Raw genomic sequence first — 17,348 nt, 5'->3', positions numbered from 1 at the left:
TTATCCACATAATATTAGAATTGAAATAGTTAATTTAAATTGGATACTTAAGTATCCAATTTTATTTTGTGGTTTATTATTAAAATAAAATTTTGGAGGAAAAATATGAATTTATATACAAGAGAAGATATAAGAAACATCGCTATAATAGCTCACGTTGACCATGGTAAGACAACTTTAGTGGATGCGCTTTTAAAGCAGAGTAAAGTATTTAGAGAAAATGAAGTAATGCAAGAGAGAGTTATGGACTCAAATGATTTAGAGAGAGAAAGAGGAATAACTATTCTTTCAAAAAATACTGCAGTAATGTATAATGGAGTAAAAATAAACATTATAGATACTCCAGGCCATGCTGATTTTGGTGGAGAAGTTGAGCGTGTACTTAAAATGGTAGATAGTGTTTTACTTGTAGTAGATGCTTATGAAGGAGCTATGCCACAAACTAAATTCGTTCTAAAAAAGGCCCTTGAGCTTGGATTAGATCCAATGGTTGTTATCAATAAAATTGATAGAAAAGATGCAAGACCAGAGGCAGTTATAGATGAGATCTTTGACTTATTTGTAGAATTAGGTGCTACAGATGAGCAATTAGATTTTAAAATAATATATGCATCTGCTAGAGATGGAGTTGCAGTATCAGAACTTGAAGATGAACCTGTAGATATGGTTCCATTATTTGAAGCAATTATTGAAACTGTGCATCCACCAAAAGGTTACATAGACGAGCCACTACAAATGCTAGTAACATCAATAGATTACAACGAATATGTTGGTAAAATTGGAATAGGTAAGATTGAAAGAGGAACTATTAAAAAGAATCAAACCGTAGCTCAAATGTCAAAGGACGGATCAAAGAAAAATGTAAAAGTATCAAATGTTTATACTTACGATGGATTAAAAAGAGTTGAGGTAGAAGAAGCTAAACTTGGTGATATTATAGCTATATCAGGAATTCCTGGTATAAATATTGGAGAAACAATAGCAGATGCTACAAACCCAGAAGCATTGCCATTTGTTGATATTGATGAGCCAACGCTTAGTATGAACTTTATAGTTAATAACTCACCTTTCGCAGGTCAAGATGGAGATTTTGTTACATCTAGACACTTAAGGGATAGACTTATGAAAGAACTTGAAACTAATGTAAGTTTAAAAGTTGAAGAAACTGATTCAGCAGACTCATTTAAAGTTAGTGGAAGAGGAGAACTTCATCTTTCAATTCTTATTGAAACTATGAGAAGAGAAGGATATGAATTCCAAGTATCTAAGCCATCTGTTATATACAAACATGAAAATGGAGAACTTTTAGAACCTATGGAAAACTTAACAATGGACGTACCAGAAGAGTATATGGGAGTTGTTATGGAAAAAATGGGTCCAAGAAAAGCAGAGATGGTTAACATGACTAGTGCTGTTAATGGATATACTAGACTTGAATTTAAAGTTCCATCAAGAGGAATAATTGGATTAAGAAATGAGTTTATGACTGAAACTAGAGGAAATGGAATAATGAACCACGTTTTAGTTGGTTATGAAAAATACAAAGGTGATATAGTAGAGAGAAACAGAGGATCTCTAGTTGTGTTTGAATCTGGAGAGTCTATTGGATATGGATTATTCAATGCACAAGAAAGAGGAAGATTATTTATAGGACCAGGAGTTCCAGTATATCAAGGAATGGTTTGTGGAGAATGTTCAAGAAATGAAGATATAGAAGTTAATGTATGTAAGAAGAAACATCTTTCAAATACAAGATCTTCAGGATCAGATGATGCACTTAAATTAATACCAGTACCTAATATGTCATTAGAGCAATGTATAGAATTTATAGCTTCTGATGAGCTTGTAGAGGTTACTCCAAAAACTATAAGATTAAGAAAGAAAATACTAGATCCAACCCTAAGAAAGAGAGCAGCATTAAAGAAATAATATTTCCGTTCATGGGGGTGTAATATGAAGAAAATTGTAAGTATAATTGTAATAGTATTAATAGTAATATTAACAGTCAGTGGTTTTTATTACAATTATTCGACAAAGTCTCCATTAAAAGGTGAAGAAGTCACCGTAGTTGTAAATGAAGGGGATTCGCTTTACAACGTATTAGATAGGTTAGATAATCAAGGTTTTGTAAAAAGTAAAACATTAATCAAGATTTATATGAAGTTGCATAATACTTCAGCAGAACTTGTACCAGGAACATTTAAGTTATCAGGTAATTTAAGCTTTGAGGAGATAATTGCTGTTTTAGAGAATAAAAATAATGAAGGCTCTATATCTGTAACTATTCCAGAAGGATATGATATAGAAAAAATGGCTATATTATTTGAGGAAAAGGGATTATTTACTAAGGATGAGTTCTTAAAAGCTATAAAAGAATATGCAGCTCCTGATTATATTCCATCAAAGGAAGGAAGGAGATATGATTTAGAAGGATTTTTATTTCCTGATACATATTTCTTTAATCAAGGAGTTAAACCTAATGAAGTTATAGCTACTATGAATAATGATTTTAATTCTAAAATTAATAGCATTATTCCTGAAGGAACTAATATTTACGATATAATAACTATAGCTTCTCTTATTGAAAATGAAACTAGAGTAGATGAAGAGAGACCATTAGTTTCCTCAGTTATATACAATAGGTTGAAAAAGGAGATGAAGCTACAGATTGATGCTACAGTTATTTATGCTTTAGGTGAGCATGTAGATACTGTTTTAAATAAACATTTAGAGGTAGACTCACCTTATAATACTTATAAAAATCATGGATTGCCATTGGGGCCTATATCTAGTCCAGGAATATCATCAATTTTAGCAGCAGCTAAGCCTGAAAGTACTAATTATTTATTTTACGTTTTAGAAAAAGATAAAACACATCATTATTTTACTGATAATGATGTAGACTTTATGAATAAGTTAAAAGAATTAGGATACTAAGATATTAAATTTAGAATAAAAAGTTGTAAGCTCAATAATTTTGAGCTTATAACTTTGTATTATAAAATTATTATATTCTTAATAGTAAATGTATATGATATGTATAAGAGATTTTAAATAGAGTATATAAATAATGATTAAATTATATAGGATTATATGGAGGAAGAAATGAGCGGTATTACATATGATTATATGGAAAATTACTTAAGAGGTCTCATAGGAGATTCTAAAGGGATGTTAAAAGAGTTAGAAAATTTTGCAGAAGAAAATGCAGTGCCTATAGTTCAAAAGGAAACTGCTAGATTAATAGAGTTTATGATTAATTTAAAAAAACCTAAAAAGATACTTGAGCTTGGCACAGCAATAGGATACTCCTCCATTTTAATGTCCTTAGCATCGGAAAATAATGTTACTATAACTACCATTGAAAGAGATGAAAAAATGGTAACCATAGCAACTGAAAATATAAAAAAAGCAGGTTTAGATGAAAAGATATCAATAATACAAGGTGATTGTTTGGAAGTTCTTGAAGGATTAGATGATGAGTATGATCTGATTTTTATGGATGCAGGTAAAGGTCATTATAGTGAATTTTTACCTCATTGCATAAGAATGTTATCAAAGGATGGAATAATTATATCAGATAATGTATTATTTAGAGGTATGGTTGCATGTAAAGACTTGATGATAAGAAGAAAAATTACTATAGTAAAAAGAATGAAGAAGTATATGGAAACAATCTCAAAGGATGAAAATTTACTTACAACAGTAATACCAATGGGAGATGGTATAGCACTGACAGTTAGGAGGAATGAAAATGAAAACACCGGAACTATTAGCTCCAGCAGGGAACTTGGAGAAGCTTAAAGCAGCATTAAATTTTGGAGCAGATGCAGTATATCTAGGTGGTAGCAAGTTAAATCTTAGAGCTTTTGCAGATAATTTTAGCAATGAAGAATTATTAGAAGGTATAGAATTTGCTCATTCAAAAGGTAAAAAAGTATATGTAACTTTAAATGTATTTCCACATAATGATGACTTAGATGGTTTAGAAGATTATCTGAAGGAATTATATGAAGCAGGAGTAGATGCAATTATAGTATCAGATCCTGGTATAATTTTGATGGCTAGAGAAACTGTACCAAATATGGAGTTGCATTTAAGTACTCAAGCAAATACTGTTAACTGGAAGACTTGTGAGTTTTGGCATAAGATGGGGGTAAAAAGAGTTGTTTTAGCTAGAGAATTATCCCTTGAAGAAATAAGAAAGGTACAAGAGAAAATACCTGAAACTATGGATTTAGAGATATTTGTTCATGGTTCTATGTGTATGGCATATTCAGGAAGATGTCTTATATCTAACTATATGGTAGGGAGAGATTCTAATAGAGGGTCTTGTGCGCAACCATGTAGATATAAATATCATCTAGTAGAGGAAAAACGTGAAGGAGAATATTATCCTATCATGGAAGATGATAAGGGAACATATATAATGAATTCTAAGGATTTATGTATGATTGAGCATATTCCAGAACTTATGGAAACTGGAGCACTGTCATTTAAAATAGAGGGTAGAATGAAGAGCACTTACTATGTGGCAAGTGTTGTTAAAGCTTATAGAGAAGCTATAGATGAATATATGAAGTCTCCAGAAGACTATAAGTTTAATCCAAGATGGTTAGAAGACTTAAATAAACCTAGTCATAGGCAATACTATACTGGATTCTATTTCAATGAAGAAAATAAACAAGTTCAAGATAGTTCAGCCTATGTAAGAAATTATGACATTATAGGTATAGTTAAGGATTATAATAAAGGAACAGGAATAGTTACAATTGAGCATAGAAATAAAGTAGTTGAAGGAGCTCAAGTAGAGGTTTTAAGACCAATAGGAGAAAATAAGCAAGTTGTTCTTAGAGACCTTCATGATGAAAAAGGAAATAAAATTGAGTCAGCACCTAGTGCAAAAATGATATATACGGCTAAAGTTAATGAAGAATTAGAAGAAAATGATATTATAATAAAGGCTAAGGAGGAAGTTTAATGAAACGTCCAGTTATAATAGGAATAACAGGTGGAACTGGTTCAGGGAAAAGTACCATAGCAAAGGAAATATGCAAAAGTTTTGATGGAAATTGCATAGCTATGATAGAACAGGATTGTTATTATAAGGACCAAAGCCATTTAACTATGGAGGACAGAGTAAAGACAAACTATGATCATCCATATGCCTTCGATACAGCCTTATTAGTAAATCATTTAAAATCTTTAATTGATGGTAAAGCTATTGAGAAGCCTCAGTATGATTTTGAGGTACATAATAGAAAAAAAGAAACTATAATGGTAGAACCAAGAGAAATAGTAATAGTAGAAGGAATACTTGTTCTTGAGGATGAATCTCTTAGAGATATGTTAGATATAAAAATATATGTAGATACTGATGCAGATGTAAGATTCATAAGAAGACTAGTAAGAGATCTTAATGAAAGAGGAAGAACTGTAGATTCAGTAATAACTCAATATTTAACTGTAGTTAAGCAGATGCATGAACAATTTACAGAGAATACTAAGAAGTATGCAGATATTATTATCCCAGAAGGTGGACATAATAAAGTAGCTATAGAAGTTATTAAAGGAAATATCCACCAGATATTAGCAAGACAAGAGTAATTATTACATAGGTCAGTATAATCAAATTTCAAAAATTTGGTATTAAACACCTTTCTTTAGTCAAAGATTATACTAAGGGAGGTGTTTTTATTGTTTCAAAAAAGTAATAAAGGACAGGTAACTAAGAGAAATTATTACCTATTATCCATTATGATATTAATGTTTATAGGATTAATTATTAGGTTTATCTATGTTCAATTAATGGAGGGGCCTACACTTTCAGTATCTGCTAATGAACAATATTACTATGAAGAGGATATAAATAATATTAACTTTAAGTTGCTTGATCGAAATGACAATAATATTTTTGAAAGTACATTAAAATATTATATAGTGATAGATCCATTAACTTTTTATACATTAAATGAGGAAGCAGCTTTTATTTCAATGAAAAATGTATCCTATATACTGCGAAGTTTTAATAGAGATTATGATATTTCCTTATTACAATATGAAATTGAAAATGGAAATAAACAATATGAAATTGATAAAGAGTGTTATGAAAAGTTAAAAAATATAGAAGATGTAAGAGGGATGTATGTATACGAATATACTGAATATAAAAAGTATAATGATTGGAATATAAAGAATATACTAGCTAGTGGAGTAAAATATTCTGACAATTCAAAGCTGAAAGATGAGGGAACACTAGAAAGAGAAATATATGAATATATTAAGGATAATAAAAAAGAGCAATTAAAGCTTGAAAAGGATGTTAGTGGTAATATTATTAAAAAAGTATTTAGTGATATAAAAGGTAATAATAATGTAGCTACAACCCTAGATTATAATATTCAAAAAAAAGTAGAAGAGATTTTAAAAAGTAAAAATTATGAAGAGTACGGTCAAATTGGAGCAGTACTAATGGAAAGCACCACTGGGGATATATTATCAATGGCGCAGAAAAATGATAGTTTATCTAATGTAAATATTGGAATACCTAGTGGAAATGGTTTTTTACTTGGTTCTACCTTTAAAACTATACTATATGAAGCAGCTTTAGAAAATCAATTAATAGGAAGAGATGAAAAGTTCTATTTAAAGAAAATTTTCCCCAAAAGTATTGAAAAGCTAGGTTCATATAATATGGAGCAAGCATACATAGCATCATCTAATGATACTTTTGCTCAAATTGGATGGAAGGTTGGAATGGATAGAATATATGAATTATCTAATAGATTAGGGTTATTTAATAAGACGCTAAATCTTCAAGATGAGAAAAGTGGAACGATAGAAGGATATAAGGTAGAAAATAACTTAGATATCATTACTAATACATCTATAGGACAAACGGTGAGAACTACACCGCTAGCAGCATTATCCATTCCTAATACAGTAGTTAATGGTGGTAAATATATTAAACCTAAAATTATAAATAAAATAATAAGTGAAGAAGGAAAAATTTTAAAGAAGTATGAAAGTGAATCTATAGAGGTCTTCAGTGAAAGTACTGCTAATATAATTAAAGAAGGTATGATAGGTGTAGTAAATGATGAGCTTGGTACAGGAAGCAATGCTAAAATAGATAATATAGAAATCGGCGGCAAAACTGGTACTACTGAATATTTGAATGGAGATAAAAAGTGTTCTGATGGCTGGTTCGCAGGGTTTTTCAAATATGATAACAAGTATTATTCAATGGTTATATATTTACCACAGGTAGAAGAAAAAAGTGGTAGTAGTCAAATTGCATGTTCTGTATTTAAGGATATAGTAGAAAGTTTAACTCATAGTAATATTATGAAACTAAACTAAAGTTAGATTTTACATTGTATAATATAATATTCCTAAAATTTAAAATTTTTCTTTGAAATAAATATTACCATATAGTCACTTTTCCCCTAAAGTAAACATATTATAATAATAAGCACTATTAGGGGGAGCATAAATGTTTTGCTTGAGTTGGTTATTGAATGTAATTAGCGAATATGCCTTACTTACAGGATATGTTTCAGGAAATAACTCTTTTCCACAGCCACTTACAGAAGTAGAAGAAAAAGAATATTTACAGAGATTAAAAGATGGAGATCCTGAAGCAAAGGGTGTCTTAGTTGAGAGAAATCTAAGATTGGTAGCACACATAGTAAAAAAATATTCATTTCCTGGGAAAGAAGTGGATGATTTAATATCAATTGGAACAGTAGGATTAATTAAGGCAATAGATTCATTTGATATGGATAAGGGAACTAGGTTAGCGACTTATGCTGCAAGATGTATAGAAAATGAGATTCTTATGCTTATTAGAAACAATAAGAAAATTAGAAGTGAAGTATACTTGCAAGATCCCATAGGTCTAGACAAAGAAGGAAATGAAATATCCCTTATGGACATATTAAGTAGTGATAAAGATTCCATTTTGGAGGTAGTGGAAAATAAGATACAAGTGAAAAAATTATATTGTATACTGCAAACATGTCTTCAAGAAAGAGAGAGAAGAATAATAGAAATGAGGTACGGGTTAATAGATGGGAAACCAAAAACACAAAGAGAGATAGCTTCAATATTAGGTATTTCAAGATCCTATGTATCTAGAATAGAAAAAAGAGCATTAAAGAAACTACTTAAAGAGTTAAATTTTGGAGAAGGCTAATAATATATATTAATTAATTATTTACTATATAATTATATTTATATTATAAAAGGTATTGATATGTATTGATTCATATATCTTTATGAATCAATACATATCATATTTTTTAGAAAACTTTAACTAATGTTAAAGAATTATATAAATATAAATATATTTAATACGATTATATAAATTGATATACTAATTAAAATTATAGTAAACTTAATGTAAAGTAGATAATTATAAATATAGCAATGTAGGTGGAAATGTATTTTATTATATGTAAGGAGATAAAAAATGGAACTAAAGGAACTTTTAAAATATGTGGTTGAAAATCAAGGTTCAGATTTGCATCTGTCTGTAGGAGCACCTCCTATTCTACGAAGAAATGGAGAATTATCAAATATAATAGAAGAAGTTTTATCTGAAGAAATAGTTAAGAAATATAGTAAGGAAATCCTTGGAGAAGATTACTTTATATATAATGAAATAGGGGAGAGAGATATACTATATACTCTACCGGATGTAGGCAGGTATAGGGTTAATGTATATAAAGAAAGAAGTTTTGATACTATTGCAATTAGAGTAATACCAGTAAAAGTTCCAACTCTAGAAGATTTAAATATGCCTACAATTATAAAGGAATTTACAAATAAAAAGGATGGTTTAATTCTTATAACTGGGCCAACTGGAAGTGGTAAGAGTACTACTATGGCAGCTATGATAAATGAGATAAATTCAAATAAAAAAACTCATATTGTGACTTTGGAGGATCCTATAGAGTATTTACATAATCATAAGAAGTCTCTAATTAATCAACGGGAAATAGGAAGGGATACGGAAAGCTATGATAGTGGGCTAAGAGCCATACTTAGAGAAGATCCAGATGTAATTTTAGTTGGAGAAATAAGAGATTTAGAAACTATGTCAGCAGTACTTCTGGCAGCAGAAACAGGACATCTAGTAATTTCTACATTACACACCATAAGTGCCTACAAAACAATTGATAGGATCATAAATTATTTTCCGTCAGAACAGCAATTAAGGATAAGAAATCAGCTTTCTACGGTGTTAAAAGGTATAGTATGTCAAAGATTATTTAAGAAGGTGGATGGTAGTGGAAGAGTTGCAGCTCTTGAGGTAATGGTTAATACCCCAGCAGTTCAAAATTTAATTAGAGAAGGGAAAATACATCAAATACCATCAACTATGGAAACTTCGTCAAAATATGGTATGCAGACTATGGAAATGGCTATAAGTAAAATTATAAGATATATTGATAAAGAAGAACTGTAAACAGAGTTCTTTGCTTCTTAGAAAACCTATAATATCAATGGTATAGGGAATTTAACTATTGTGTTTTTTTTAATTAAGTTTTATACTATAGATAGAATATAAATGATTAAATGGCGTATTTATAATATATTGAGATAATTTCGTTATTTACCTGTATATGGTAGTAAGGTATTATAGAGACTAGGCATTATATAAATATATTCTAAAAATATTCTGCTATTTTGAAGGAATTTCATTTTTCATGTTGAATATACCTTTGTACACTGTAAACTTCTTAGGGAGTAGAATGTGGGAGGAATATGTTATATGAATAATTACATTGTTGGAATAGATATAAGTTCTTCAAAGGTATGTGGAGTAGTTGGGAGATTAGACCAAGAAAACAAAATACAAGTTATGGGAATTACTACTTCAGATTATGAGGGAGTTAAGGATAATGTAATGTTGGATGAAGAGGATATTTCTTATATTTTACGCAATGTAGTAGAGCGTTTAAAGGAAATTGTAAATTCACCATTAGAAGAAGCATACTTATCTGTACCAATTTCTTTATGTGAAATCGTAAAGACTAAAGGTGTTTTGTCTTTCCCAGAAATGAAAGAGATTAGCAAAGAAGATATATTAAATGTGGGAGAAGTTGCAAAGTTTTGTGTTGGCAAGGAGCAAGAAATTGTCCAAGTTGATATTGAAGAATACATAGTTGATTCTATGAAGAATATTACTAATCCATTAGGAATGAAAGGGAAGGTACTAGAATCAGAAGGCAACGCATTTATACTAGGTAAAAAATATGTTGATGGATATAAAAAATGTTTAAAAGAAACTGGAATCGAGATAAAGGGATGGGTAGTTAATGCTATAGGTATAAGCAAGGATATAATTGAAGATCTTGAACTTGCCAAAGGTGTAGCAATTATCGATATTGGAAGTTCTAATATGGAAGTTACAGTTTTTAAGAATAATAGATTCTTAGATTACTTTTCAGTACCCTTAGGTGGTAATAATATTACAAATGATATTTCTATTTGCCTAAAGTTATCATTACAAGATAGTGAGAGATTAAAATTTAAATGTAATACTTTATTGAACGATAATTCAACTGAAAGTCATAAAATAAAGATTAATACTAGTGGAAATAGTATAGTGGAAATTAATTATGAAATGTTAGTAGATATAATAGGTGAAAGAGTTAAAGAACTACTTGAAATAATAAATAAGCGCATTGAAAAAGAGCAATTAAGTGATCAAATTGGCAGTTTCGTAATTGTTGGAGGTGGAATATCTTTATTTAGAGATATTACGACTATAGCTTCAGAAATATTAGGAAAGCCAGTTAGAATAGGTGTTCCAAATTATGTTGGAGCAGCAAACCCAATATATTCAACAGCTACAGGAATCATAAGAGATGTTTTAAGTAAAGAAGAAATATTTAATAAAGAAAAAAGTTCCTGTGAAAGTTGTAATGAAAAGTTGAGTAGTAGCAATAATAGAAGTAAAGAAAATAAGTTTATAGCAAGACTAAAAGGAATTCTAAAGAGTTTTTCTAATGAGGAGGTAATAAAGTGATTGATTTCGATGTTCAAAATGATGATTTATGTAAAATTAAAGTTGTAGGTTGTGGTGGCGGTGGAAACAACGCTGTAAATAGAATGATTGAAGAAGGACTTAAAAATGTTGAATTCATAGGTATTAATACAGATAAACAAGCATTAGTTTTATCTAAGGCTGAGTTTAAAATCCAATTAGGAGACAAGCTTACTAGAGGCTTAGGTGCAGGTGCAAATCCCGAAATAGGAAGAAAAGCAGCAGAAGAAAGTAAGGAAGAAATAATTGAAGCATTAAAAGGTGCAGATATGGTATTTGTTACTTGTGGAATGGGTGGAGGAACTGGTACAGGAGCTGCACCAGTAGTAGCAGAAATAGCTAAATCTATGGGGATTTTAACTGTAGGTGTTGTAACTAAACCGTTCCCTTTTGAAGGAAGAAAAAGAATGATTCATGCAGAAGCTGGAATTAAGGCTTTAAAGGAATCAGTTGATACATTAGTAACAATTCCAAATGAAAGATTATTATCTCTTGTGGATAAAAAAACTACTCTTGTAGAATCTTTTAGAAAAGCAGATGATGTTTTAAAACAAGGTGTACAAGGTATTTCTGACTTAATAACTATACCAGGATTAATTAACTTGGACTTTGCAGATATAAGCACTATTATGGTTAATAAAGGACTTGCTCATATGGGAGTAGGTGTTGGAACTGGCGATAATAGAGCGCAAGATGCTGCAAGAGAAGCAATAGCAAGCCCACTTTTAGAAACTTCAATTATAGGAGCAACTGGAGTACTTTTAAATGTTACTGGGGGATCTGATTTGTCTTTGTTAGAAATTAATGAAGCTGCACAAATAGTACAGGAAGAAGCTGATCCAGATGCAAATATTATATTTGGTGCTGTAATTGATGAGAGCTTAAATGATGAGATAAGAATAACAGTTATTGCTACTGGATTTGATTGTGAAAAAGCTAAAATGGAAAGTGGAGTAAGCTTTGACTCTATTAAAAGTCAGAGTCCTAAATCAGAGGTAGCAGCAACTCAATCAAGTGAAGCTACTACACCTTCTAAAGAGGAAAGTGAAGATTTTACAGTTCCTACATGGCTAAGAAAAAGCATGAGATAATATAAGATTATTATATATTTTATTAAGAGACTATTGCAAAATGATTTTTAATCATTTTGCAATAGTCTCTTCTTATTTAAATTTTAAAAATTCCATGTAAAGGCTGATTTAGAATGAAAGGTATTCTATTTCAGCCCTTTATTATTTCAGGGACTTTTGTTTAAATTACACAGTTTATTTTTTAACAGATACTTAATTTAAAAAAAAAATCGTAAAATGACATAATTTTCTAGTAATAATATGAAATTTTACCATACAATTTTACAAATTTTACCGTAAGTAACCTATATAATAATCTTTAAGGGGGTAAATAAAATGGTAGTGTACTTAGATATGCTTTTGTTAGAAAATTTTTTAGTGAATTTATTTTTATTAACAATAACTATGCAAACTATAAAAAAGAAGGTTTTAATGAGTAGGTTAATGCTAAGTTCAGCTATTGGTGCTTCATATGTTTTTGCTATACTTATTCCTAAGCTACAGTTTTTTACATCTACGCCCTTTAAAATAGTAGTAGCTCTACTGATGATGATGATATCTATTAAAGATAAAAGTATGGGTGAAGTATTAAAAGCTACGGGAATATTTATATTGTATTCTGTGCTTCTTGCAGGAATGTCTTTTTATATAGCCATAAAGGATAATCCATCTTTATCATCAAGTGCTATGATATATAATTTTTCCTATAAAAATCTTATATTGTCTTTAATGATTATTTATATGTTAATTTATAAGTTGACTGTATATGTAAAAGATAGACGCTCATTAATTAATTATGTATATACTACTGAAATATGTATCGATAATGTGAAGACTATAATAAAAGCCTTTTTAGATACAGGTAATGAACTTAGAGAGCCGGCAACAAATTTGCCTGTAATAATTGTAGAAAGGAAGTTTTTCAAAGATTTAAATTTAAAGAACCATAGCATATATAACATTCCTTATTCTGTGGTAAGTGGATGTAATGGAAAACTTATTGGAATTAGACCAGATAGTGTGAAGATAAACATTAACGGAAATATAAAAGAGGAAAGTTTGATATTGGCATTTTGTGATAATAAGCTTAGTAAACATAGTGATTATAATGGACTTTTACCAAGGGGGATTATAGAATAGGAGGAATTTTTATGAATAAAATATCAAAAAAATTTTTAGAAGTGAGAAATGGGTTGCAAAGCATACTAAGTAGATTTTTAAGTAAGTTTAAAGGCTTTGCAAAATCAATTTACTACATAGGGGGAAATGATGCATTACCACCACCATTGACTAAAGAAGAAGAGGAAGTATTGGTAGAAAACCTAGAAATGGGAGATGAAAGCATAAGATCCATATTAATTGAACGTAACTTAAGATTGGTAGTTTATATAGCAAGAAAATTTGAAAATACAGGAGTAAATGTAGAGGATTTAATATCAGTAGGTACTATAGGACTTATAAAAGCCGTAAACACTTTTGCACCAGAAAAGAAGATTAAATTAGCAACCTATTCTTCTAGATGTATAGAAAATGAAATACTTATGTATCTAAGAAGAAATAATAAGATAAAAACAGAAATATCTTTTTATGAGCCATTAAATATTGATTGGGATGGAAATGAACTGTTATTATCAGATATATTAGGAACTGATAGTAATGTAGTATATAACTATATAGAAGAAGAAGTAGATAAACAACTTCTTGGAATTGCTATGGATAAATTAAATAGTAGGGAAAAAGAAATAATAGAGTTGAGATTTGGACTAAATGGAATTACAGAAAAAACCCAGAAGGAAGTTGCGGATATGCTTGGTATATCTCAATCCTACATTTCTAGATTGGAAAAAAGAATAATTAAGAGACTTAAAAAAGAAATTAATAAAATGTTATAAGGTTGTCTTTAGTATAAAAAAGCTACATCAGGAAATAATTTTAATGTAATTATTCTGAAGGGAATGAGACCTTATGATGATTAATAAAGTAGAAATTTGTGGAGTGAATACTTCGAAACTACCTGTATTAAAAGAGAAGGAAATGAGGGAACTACTAATCAAGATAAAGCAAGGTGATAAGGGCTGTAGAGAGGATTTTATAAAAGGAAATCTAAGGTTAGTATTAAGTGTAATTCAAAGATTTAATAACAGAGGGGAAAATGTAGATGACTTATTTCAAGTAGGTTGCATAGGTCTAATGAAGGCTATTGACAATTTTGATTTAAGTCAGAATGTTAGATTTTCCACTTATGCAGTACCGATGATAATTGGAGAAATTAGAAGATACCTTCGGGATAATAACTCTATTAGAGTAAGTAGATCTTTAAGAGATATTGCTTATAAGGCATTACAAGTGAGAGATAAGCTTGTTAACAAAGATAATAAAGAGCCAACTATCTCTCAAATTGCAAAAGAACTAGAAATGCCTAAAGAGGAGATAGTATTTGCACTAGATGCAATTCAAGACCCCATTTCATTATTTGAACCTATTTACCATGATGGTGGAGATGCCATATTTGTTATGGATCAAATTAGTGATAGTAAGAATTTAGATGATGGATGGCTTGAAAATATATCAATAAAAGAAGGTATGAAAAAGCTTACAGATAGGGAAAAACTAATCTTAAACTTAAGATTTTTTCAAGGAAGAACCCAAATGGAGGTTGCTGATGAAATTGGAATATCTCAAGCTCAGGTTTCGAGATTGGAAAAGACAGCACTTAAACATATGAGGAAACATGTGTAATATGCTTATTTACAGGTAGGTAGCTTATTTTAGAATTAAAACTAGTTGCAATAGTTTATGTAATGAAATCATATTGTATTAAAATTCATTGCAATGAGGTTAAAATTAAAAAATTATAACTCTACAAAAAGGAGCCTAGGCTCCTTTTTGCTTTATAGATTATTATAGATTTAGAATATGTGGATAATTTGATATGAGCCTTTGTATGAAAATAAACATTTATATCTTATACAATATATTGAATAGGTAAGCTTAAAATTATGAAAATTTCAAATTGAGTAAAATTTGATTAAAAGATAGCTGTTCTGTTAAAATATTTTTAGGGGAGATATTATTTAACTTATGTATTAAATTTTTTTGAATTTATCATGCTGATGAATAAAAATAGTATGTTTGTAATTTATTAACGAAATAGATTATTATAGGATAAGTTATTTGAGCAGATTTTAGTAATTCTGAAATATTGGATGAAGTTAAGTATATATTTGAAATTGAGGTGATGGAATAGTGGAAGGCGAAAGGATAAAGGAAATAATGATCCAGAGAAAAAATATGAAGTATAGATTAGTTTTTCAAGGAATTATTGTAGGTTTAGTAACAGGAGTAGTAATAGTACTTAATAGGATACTAATAAATAAATTCTCGCTACTTTTTAATAATTTTTATTCATGGGGAAATAAGGATTTATTAAAAGCGATTTTAGTTATTGGAATTTTAGCAACTATTGGAATAATAGTAGGAATCATGGTTAAACATGAAGGCATGATTTCAGGTAGCGGTATTCCTCAAGTAAAAGGACGAGTTATAAATAAATTAAAAATGAATTGGTCTAGAATATTAATATACAAGTTTATTGGAGGATTTTTAGCTTTGTCAGCTGGGCTTTCTGTTGGTAGAGAAGGTCCTTCAGTTCAAATTGGAGCTTCAATAGGTGAAGGAGTTGGAGAAAAAAGTTATAAAAATATGCCAGTTAAAAAGGAATTTTTAATAACAGCTGGAGCGTCGGCAGGTTTGTCTGCTGCATTTAATTCACCTTTATCTGGAATAATCTTTGCATTAGAAGAAATTCATAGAAATTTTTCTCCATTAGTATTATTGACGGTTATGCCGGCGGCTATAACTGCAGATTTTGTGACAAAAAGATTTTTAGGCATTGAGCCAGCTTTAACTGTGGGTGCAATGGATGCATTACCATTAAATTATTATTGGATTTTAATTATATTAGGTATTTTAACAGGAATAATGGGAGTTATATTTTCAAAGGGAATATATTTATTTCAAGATTTATATTCTAAATTTAAAAATATACCTGAAGAAGTAAAAATAATGATCCCCTTTGTACTAACAGCAATTATTGGATTGACAGTACCTATGTTATTAGGTGGAGGTCATGAGCTGATATTACATTTATCTTTAGAAGAAAAATCAATCTTATTTTTAATAATAATATACATAATTAAATTTTTATTACTTTTAATTTGTTTTGGATCTGGGGTACCAGGTGGGATATTCTTACCAATGTTATTATTAGGAGCAATTATAGGAGCTATAGTTGGAAGTTTTTCAATAGATGTTTTTGGAATAAATAGCTCATATATTATTAACTTTATAGCTTTAGGTATGGCAGGATATTTTGCATCTGTAGTCAAAGCTCCTATAACGGGAATTGTTCTTATAATGGAAATGACAGGTTCTTTTAATCATTTGTTGTCTTTATCAGTAGTAGTTATAATTTCATACATTACTTCAGAGTTGTTAAAAAATGAACCAATTTATGAGGTGCTATTAGAAAGATTGCTAAAAAGGGTTGGATTAACTAAAGAGGAAAGTGACAGTAAAAAGACCATATTAGAATTTTGCATTGAAATGGGAAGTATAGGTGAAGGGAAATTTATAAGTGAGGTTGATTGGCCGAAGGGCTGTCTTCTTGTCTCTATAAAAAGAGGAGAAAAAGAAATAATACCAACAGGTAATGTAAAATTAATAGGTGGAGATTATATAGTTGTTTTAGTAAATGTAGATAGACGATGTTTTATAATAGAAGAAATAAATAAACTTACTTTAGTATAAAAAATAGAGCCTAGGCTCTTTTTTTATGTTCTATATTATTTTAAAGAGAATATAGATTAAATGATATAAAATTTAAGGAGGGAGTTTTTTTATGGAAACTTCAATGTTTGCAATAAATAGTTTAAAAACTATGGAGATAATAGATATTAACACAGGTACTAAACTTGGCTATATAAAAGATTTTAAAGTTAATTGTGAAGAATATAAATTAGAAGCAATAATACTTCCAACACAAAAATCAGGATGGTTTTCAAAAAATGAAGATATAGAATTGCCTTGGGAGAGAATTAAAAAAATTGGAGTAGATGTTATTTTAGTAGATGGAGAGGGTATTGTTGAAAATAATTAGGAGAAAATAATTAATTATATACAAATAGTGAATACTTTGTGTATAATCGTAGTATAAACAGAAA

The 17,348-nt window shown here is 29.4% G+C and carries 15 protein-coding genes; all 15 read left to right on the top strand.

The features are described 5' to 3' along the window. The first annotated feature begins 105 nt into the window (after positions 1–105). On the top strand, positions 106–1,929 hold the full coding sequence (gene typA / locus B2S02_RS05410) for a translational GTPase TypA (protein ID WP_346848309.1): 1,824 nt from the start codon (positions 106–108) through the stop codon (positions 1,927–1,929). Between the two features lie 24 nt (positions 1,930–1,953). Continuing rightward, positions 1,954–2,937: an endolytic transglycosylase MltG gene (mltG, locus tag B2S02_RS05405; protein WP_346920388.1), complete on the top strand. Its 984-nt coding sequence runs from the start codon at positions 1,954–1,956 to the stop codon at positions 2,935–2,937. Positions 2,938–3,105: 168 nt separating this feature from the next. Further along, positions 3,106–3,804 (top strand): O-methyltransferase, encoded by a 699-nt coding sequence (locus tag B2S02_RS05400; RefSeq protein WP_346876446.1) that lies wholly within the window; start codon positions 3,106–3,108, stop codon positions 3,802–3,804. Beyond that, on the top strand, positions 3,755–4,981 hold the full coding sequence (locus B2S02_RS05395) for a U32 family peptidase (RefSeq protein ID WP_346848312.1): 1,227 nt from the start codon (positions 3,755–3,757) through the stop codon (positions 4,979–4,981). Before B2S02_RS05400 ends, B2S02_RS05395 begins: the two co-directional genes overlap by 50 nt. Beyond that, positions 4,981–5,607: a uridine kinase gene (gene udk, locus B2S02_RS05390; protein WP_346848313.1), complete on the top strand. Its 627-nt coding sequence runs from the start codon at positions 4,981–4,983 to the stop codon at positions 5,605–5,607. Before B2S02_RS05395 ends, udk begins: the two co-directional genes overlap by 1 nt. Before the next feature lie 90 nt (positions 5,608–5,697). Then, complete coding sequence (locus B2S02_RS05385) at positions 5,698–7,362, top strand: penicillin-binding transpeptidase domain-containing protein (protein ID WP_346848314.1); 1,665 nt, start codon at positions 5,698–5,700, stop codon at positions 7,360–7,362. Positions 7,363–7,495: 133 nt separating this feature from the next. Beyond that, positions 7,496–8,197, top strand: coding sequence for an RNA polymerase sporulation sigma factor SigK (gene sigK / locus B2S02_RS05380; RefSeq protein ID WP_035133266.1), 702 nt, complete (start codon positions 7,496–7,498; stop codon positions 8,195–8,197). 276 nt (positions 8,198–8,473) lie between these two features. After that, positions 8,474–9,472 carry a type IV pilus twitching motility protein PilT gene (locus tag B2S02_RS05375; RefSeq protein WP_346876448.1) on the top strand — a complete coding sequence of 333 codons (999 nt, stop codon included), beginning with the start codon at positions 8,474–8,476 and terminating at the stop codon, positions 9,470–9,472. Between the two features lie 306 nt (positions 9,473–9,778). Then, on the top strand, positions 9,779–11,038 hold the full coding sequence (gene ftsA, locus B2S02_RS05370) for a cell division protein FtsA (RefSeq protein ID WP_346848316.1): 1,260 nt from the start codon (positions 9,779–9,781) through the stop codon (positions 11,036–11,038). Continuing rightward, entirely contained in the window at positions 11,035–12,147 is a 1,113-nt protein-coding gene (gene ftsZ / locus B2S02_RS05365) for a cell division protein FtsZ (RefSeq protein ID WP_343824218.1), read from the top strand. The genes ftsA and ftsZ overlap by 4 nt, the downstream gene beginning before the upstream one ends. A 315-nt stretch (positions 12,148–12,462) precedes the next feature. Continuing rightward, a complete protein-coding gene (spoIIGA, locus tag B2S02_RS05360; RefSeq protein WP_346878609.1) occupies positions 12,463–13,266 on the top strand; it encodes a sigma-E processing peptidase SpoIIGA in 804 nt (267 codons plus the stop codon). Positions 13,267–13,277: 11 nt separating this feature from the next. Then, entirely contained in the window at positions 13,278–14,018 is a 741-nt protein-coding gene (gene sigE, locus B2S02_RS05355; protein ID WP_346848319.1) for an RNA polymerase sporulation sigma factor SigE, read from the top strand. 73 nt (positions 14,019–14,091) lie between these two features. Then, a complete protein-coding gene (sigG, locus tag B2S02_RS05350) occupies positions 14,092–14,865 on the top strand; it encodes an RNA polymerase sporulation sigma factor SigG (protein ID WP_035132671.1) in 774 nt (257 codons plus the stop codon). Between the two features lie 507 nt (positions 14,866–15,372). After that, positions 15,373–16,935, top strand: a complete 1,563-nt coding sequence (locus tag B2S02_RS05345; RefSeq protein WP_414632445.1) for a ClC family H(+)/Cl(-) exchange transporter — start codon at positions 15,373–15,375, stop codon at positions 16,933–16,935. A gap of 91 nt (positions 16,936–17,026) precedes the next feature. After that, positions 17,027–17,284 (top strand): YlmC/YmxH family sporulation protein, encoded by a 258-nt coding sequence (locus B2S02_RS05340; RefSeq protein ID WP_346848320.1) that lies wholly within the window; start codon positions 17,027–17,029, stop codon positions 17,282–17,284. Positions 17,285–17,348: the final 64 nt, after the last annotated feature.

The sequence above is a fragment of the Clostridium sp. UBA7339 genome, from assembly GCF_002470865.1.
Classification (GTDB): domain Bacteria; phylum Bacillota; class Clostridia; order Clostridiales; family Clostridiaceae; genus Clostridium_J; species Clostridium_J sulfidigenes.
This window is presented reverse-complemented; position numbering and strand designations above follow the sequence as displayed.

What these genes read in the sequence shown, in the direction of transcription:
- spoIIGA (WP_346878609.1), top strand. Translation starts at nt 12,463, where the DNA reads ATGGTAGTGTACTTAGATATGCTTTTGTTAGAAAATTTTTTAGTGAAT.
- sigE (WP_346848319.1), top strand. Translation starts at nt 13,278, where the DNA reads ATGAATAAAATATCAAAAAAATTTTTAGAAGTGAGAAATGGGTTGCAA.
- B2S02_RS05340 (WP_346848320.1), top strand. Translation starts at nt 17,027, where the DNA reads ATGGAAACTTCAATGTTTGCAATAAATAGTTTAAAAACTATGGAGATA.
- B2S02_RS05400 (WP_346876446.1), top strand. Translation starts at nt 3,106, where the DNA reads ATGAGCGGTATTACATATGATTATATGGAAAATTACTTAAGAGGTCTC.
- typA (WP_346848309.1), top strand. Translation starts at nt 106, where the DNA reads ATGAATTTATATACAAGAGAAGATATAAGAAACATCGCTATAATAGCT.
- B2S02_RS05375 (WP_346876448.1), top strand. Translation starts at nt 8,474, where the DNA reads ATGGAACTAAAGGAACTTTTAAAATATGTGGTTGAAAATCAAGGTTCA.
- B2S02_RS05395 (WP_346848312.1), top strand. Translation starts at nt 3,755, where the DNA reads ATGAAAACACCGGAACTATTAGCTCCAGCAGGGAACTTGGAGAAGCTT.
- sigK (WP_035133266.1), top strand. Translation starts at nt 7,496, where the DNA reads ATGTTTTGCTTGAGTTGGTTATTGAATGTAATTAGCGAATATGCCTTA.
- sigG (WP_035132671.1), top strand. Translation starts at nt 14,092, where the DNA reads ATGATGATTAATAAAGTAGAAATTTGTGGAGTGAATACTTCGAAACTA.
- mltG (WP_346920388.1), top strand. Translation starts at nt 1,954, where the DNA reads ATGAAGAAAATTGTAAGTATAATTGTAATAGTATTAATAGTAATATTA.
- udk (WP_346848313.1), top strand. Translation starts at nt 4,981, where the DNA reads ATGAAACGTCCAGTTATAATAGGAATAACAGGTGGAACTGGTTCAGGG.
- ftsA (WP_346848316.1), top strand. Translation starts at nt 9,779, where the DNA reads ATGAATAATTACATTGTTGGAATAGATATAAGTTCTTCAAAGGTATGT.